This is a genomic window from Armatimonas sp. (assembly GCF_031410135.1).
Classification (GTDB): Bacteria; Armatimonadota; Armatimonadia; order Armatimonadales; family Armatimonadaceae; genus Armatimonas.
Genome location: NZ_JANNYP010000903.1, coordinates 1 through 4,089, shown reverse-complemented (window position 1 = coordinate 4,089; position 4,089 = coordinate 1). Strand labels below are relative to the sequence as shown.

The following is a 4,089-nucleotide window of genomic DNA, read 5'->3' as shown; positions in this document are numbered from 1 at the left end:
GATCCATCGCACGGATCGTTGCGACTGGAGTTTGTTTCATCTGGGTCTGAATTGGATAGAGCATTGCCTCAACGAGGGGCTCCCCCTCAGGACGCGTTTTCCACGTTCGGAACGGAGACGAAAATGTGTCGGGTAGTGAGTCCAATGAAGACAAGAATCCGTTTTTTTATCGACTTTTGTCTTTAAAATTAGGCCAGGAGATCCTGCACATAAAAGATTGACTAATGAATCACACGTGAATTTCTTTGCTCCAAATCCTTTGGCAAACTCCTTTATCCTTAGGTCATTACCAATACCATCATCGAGATACCAAGTTTCAGGCATTAATTTATCCATCTCATTGTGAGCAGGAATCACAATTCCTGATGCGATCGCAAGAACGGGAGTTTTTTTAGATTCTTCCTCTCGGTCTCGTGTTGGCCAGCACTTATCTTCCCTCAGTCTCTTGGTAATGCTATCTAGAAATTGGTGAGTTGCTGGCTCCGTAATTTCTTTTAACGCAAGAAAGCCATCTGCTCCTAGCCGCTCATACCAATCCCCCTTCAAAAGATCAAATACAAGATCCACAGCAGCAGTCAGAAGCCACTGATTCCACGGGTTGTTTCCCGGTGGTACAAGCTCACTCCGATTATTATTCATTTCAAAGGGAGCAGTCACACTGAGAGCTGTTCCGGTATGGCAGCCTCCCGCACCAATCGGATAATAAAATAGCCCCGGCTTATCGATAATCGGCTTGCCCCGTTTCGTTTGCAACGAGATCGAGAGACGAACCCGCCCCCCAGCAACCTTAAAGTACGAGGGATAGGCCTGCTGGCGAAACTCCTCAGGCACGAGTACATTTTTCCGCCACTCGAGTTCCTCGACAGTCTCAACAGTTGTGGTCTGTGAGTCATTCAGCCGCAGAGATCGCTTAACAAGATGGATACCTTGCTGGCGGCATGGCACCTCCTCAACCCGTTGTTTCCAAGTAATGGCTCGACCGCAGCGAGCGGAGATGATAATCAGCTCACGAAGGCTTTTTTCAGGTTTCCCAGGTTGGGCGAGCTTCAGCACCGTCTGAGTAAAATCGGCAACAATCCCATTGAGAGCTGCTTCTTCCTGCTCTTTAGCGAAGGGCTCCAGCTTGCTCGACTTCTGTGTTCGATAGGGCACATGGATAGCAACTCCTTTCTTTGCAGAGTAATCAGGATCCGTAACGGGTTGCTCATAGGCACCATGGAACCGATCTAGTAAGGTCCGTTGCCCATTGGAGCGAACATGGATCTGGTCCCCAAAAAGAAACAGGGATCGAAGCCCAAAGTTCTTGGAGCCGATCCCATTGGTCTTGGCAGCGATCTGCGTGCCACCGCCCGAAACTTCTCCCGTTCCCATCATGACACTTAGGCGCCGCCACCCTTCGTCTTCAATGGGCTTCCCAGTGCCCTGCACCTCAAGTGCTTGTTCGCCAAAGTTTACAGCCATCTTCTGGCCACCGGCATCGTATTCGTTCTGAACCAACTCTCGCAGGACGGCTGATGGATCGTGGCCAACAGCAAACTCCTCGATGATGCTAGTGCCGACCGCAAACTTCATTTTTGGTGCCTCTCCCTGCGGTGGGCTCCAGTTGTCTGGGATAGAGGAAGAAGACTGCTGACGAGAGATCACTTTGGACATAGGACTTTAAAACGACTCACTTTGGTAGGTTTTGCATCAAACGGCGCTTCTTCTAGGATACCTAACTTACCTTCTCCCAGGCCATCTCCCTTAAGCATAAAACCTTTCTCTGACTCCCTCCATCCCCATGCTCCAAGCCATCATCTGAAGGACTAACAAAGTTACTTACCGAATCAAAAATCACAACCTATTTTTACTCACAAAATAAACATGGCATAACTTCGGAAAAAACGATAAGATGATAATCACTTCAGAAAAATAAGGAGAAATCTATTTGCCAGAGAGTCTAAGTATTTTAACTCCCAGTGAGGTCGCAGAGATTTTGAAAGTTCCTGAGGAGGTTGTGATCGCCGAGTTTACCTCGGGCCGCCTCAAAGGCTTTCAGCTTGGAGGGCAGTGGAGAACCACCCTGGACTATCTCCGAGAGCTCGTTACCACTCCCATGAGCCCTCCCACCGAAGCACCTGCCCTCCCCGTTTCGTCGTCCCCCCGTCCGATCCCCTCGGACCCTGTCAAGAAGGAGATTCCTGAGTTGAAACAGTTCCAAGCCATGCAGTCGAACGTCATCGCCCCTTTTAGCTACCAGTGGCCGCACAATGCGGGAGCAGTGGGCACCAACCTGGAGAGCTATGATGAGGCGTACCAGTGCCATGTTGAGATAGCGGGCAATTCCATGCCCTTCGTCATCGCCTTTTGTGATCGCCCTGCTGCGGGGATGGCAAATCGGCGACGTGGGGTAATTTTCCGCGGTCAGGCAAAGAAGACCCTCTACCCGATGGTTGAGTTCACGGGGGCAAACGACTTCCAGGAGACGGGAAAGATGGCCAGCGTGATCCGTGTTGATGGTCGTAAGGCAGTTCGGCCTGGAAGCGAGCTCCCGACGGGCTACTCAGACATGCCCATCGGTATCTATAACGAGGTTGTTGTTGGCCCCAATGCCTGGCATGCCGTGGCGGTAGTAGCCCACAATACCGACTTCCCCGTGATGATCAAGCACGCCATGCTCCGTCAGAACAACTAACCGCCTCCGCAGGGCGAGAAGGATCTCACCGACTCGCCCTGTGAGCTACTCCGCGACCAATCCTTGAGCAAACGCCCGAATCGCCAGCAGCTTCTCCTCAGAGCTACTGTCTCCCTCAATCACCTCCAGCAGCCAGCTCCCCACACCCGACCGATCCAGCTTCCGCCGTTTCACCGGTGGCCGCCAAGCGGGTTCCTCTGCTCGTGGCAACAGCGCCTCGATGTCCACCCGCCGCACCCGCACGGTCCGGTGTCCCAGCTTCGTAGCAGGAATCTTCCCGAGGCGCACCTGGTCGCGCACCGTATGCTCCGACAGCTTCAAAATCTCTGCTGCTTCTTTAATCGTCAACCAATCTTCCATTGCCACCCCCTAGCCCCCGTCCAACGGGGGAATCTAACTGGTATGGGCCGGGGCTTCGCCCCCCGGCCCGCTTGCCTTTCCTATTCTCCGATCACCTCGCCGCGAAACACACGATTCTGCCCTGTAACGGACAGCAAGAGCACCTCCAGCCGTGGCGGCGACCACCACAGCACCGAGACCGCCCACACGCCAGGATTGGAACGCATCAGCTCTTGGAGTACTTCACGCGGTGGCCGAGGCGCATACACCTCCGGACAAGGCTCAAGCACATACTCCGCTCGATCTTCGTGCACCAGCACTTCCAGACCACCGGGGCGCAGCTCCCAAGCCGCACGGCACGCCAAACACACCCGAAACGTGCGCCACTGGCCATCGGCGCACAAAGTGCCGGCCAGTACCAACTGATCCTCTGTGCCGCAAAGATCACAAGCCACACCCAAGAGTTTTCCCAAGCTCTGGCTTGGGGCCGCCCCTTTCGGGGCGGCGAGACAAGCCGGGGCGCTCATAAAGAAGCCCCCGCAGGGATACGAACCCGACGGCGCGACAGATGCCACTGAGCACGGGATGAGATACGCACCTGAGGAACAGGAGGGACAGGGACAACCAGGGCGGCTTTAGCCGCTTCCAAGAGCCGAACCCGCTCCGCTTCTTCTTCAGCACGGCTGAGAAGCATAGGCACCATGAGCGCGTGCTTACAGATAAGAGGATCGATTTGCAAACCGAGATCAAACGCTTGGCCATTCACACGATCCAGCCTTTGTTGATCCGGGCAAGAACACCGCTTGGTTTCCCGGCAAACGACATACTGAGCCTGAGCGACAACCCCGGTTTTGGGATCTGCGACAACCGGAGCGATGATGCAGACAGATTCCTGCCGCACTTCCCCAAGGGCATACAAATACCAGCCTTGAGCGGCGCGAGCTTCGCGCATTTCCCGCTGTGTGGCAACGTGCGACAGCAGCGTGTTACAATCTAAATTGGTAGCCATTTCGGTGGCTTCCTTTCCAAGCGCCGGGGGACTTTACCAAGAGACCACCCCGGCGCTTTTCCCATTT

5 protein-coding genes are annotated in these 4,089 nt (G+C 54.2%); 1 reads left to right on the top strand and 4 read right to left on the bottom strand.

The genetic code is table 11. The annotated features are described in order from the left end of the window. Positions 1-36 precede the first annotated feature (36 nt). A complete protein-coding gene (locus tag RMO15_RS32235) occupies positions 37-1,572 on the bottom strand; it encodes a hypothetical protein (RefSeq protein WP_309723128.1) in 1,536 nt (511 codons plus the stop codon). Between the two features lie 355 nt (positions 1,573-1,927). On the opposite strand from RMO15_RS32235, the gene RMO15_RS32230 reads away from it, so the two are divergent. Beyond that, complete coding sequence (locus RMO15_RS32230) at positions 1,928-2,674, top strand: helix-turn-helix domain-containing protein (protein ID WP_309723125.1); 747 nt, start codon at positions 1,928-1,930, stop codon at positions 2,672-2,674. 45 nt (positions 2,675-2,719) lie between these two features. Here RMO15_RS32230 and RMO15_RS32225 read toward each other — a convergent pair whose 3' ends face one another. The 3 genes from RMO15_RS32225 to RMO15_RS32215 form a co-directional block, all read right to left on the bottom strand. Continuing rightward, on the bottom strand, positions 2,720-3,034 hold the full coding sequence (locus RMO15_RS32225) for a helix-turn-helix domain-containing protein (protein ID WP_309723122.1): 315 nt from the start codon (positions 3,032-3,034) through the stop codon (positions 2,720-2,722). An 80-nt stretch (positions 3,035-3,114) separates the two neighbouring features. Next, on the bottom strand, positions 3,115-3,468 hold the full coding sequence (locus RMO15_RS32220) for a hypothetical protein (RefSeq protein WP_309723119.1): 354 nt from the start codon (positions 3,466-3,468) through the stop codon (positions 3,115-3,117). Between the two features lie 68 nt (positions 3,469-3,536). After that, positions 3,537-4,022 (bottom strand): hypothetical protein, encoded by a 486-nt coding sequence (locus RMO15_RS32215; RefSeq protein WP_309723117.1) that lies wholly within the window; start codon positions 4,020-4,022, stop codon positions 3,537-3,539. Positions 4,023-4,089 lie beyond the last annotated feature (67 nt).

Bases quoted from the DNA above. Each gene is read 5' to 3' on its own strand.
- RMO15_RS32235 (WP_309723128.1), bottom strand. From the start codon at position 1,572: ATGAAGTTTGCGGTCGGCACTAGCATCATCGAGGAGTTTGCTGTTGGC.
- RMO15_RS32225 (WP_309723122.1), bottom strand. From the start codon at position 3,034: ATGGAAGATTGGTTGACGATTAAAGAAGCAGCAGAGATTTTGAAGCTG.
- RMO15_RS32215 (WP_309723117.1), bottom strand. From the start codon at position 4,022: ATGGCTACCAATTTAGATTGTAACACGCTGCTGTCGCACGTTGCCACA.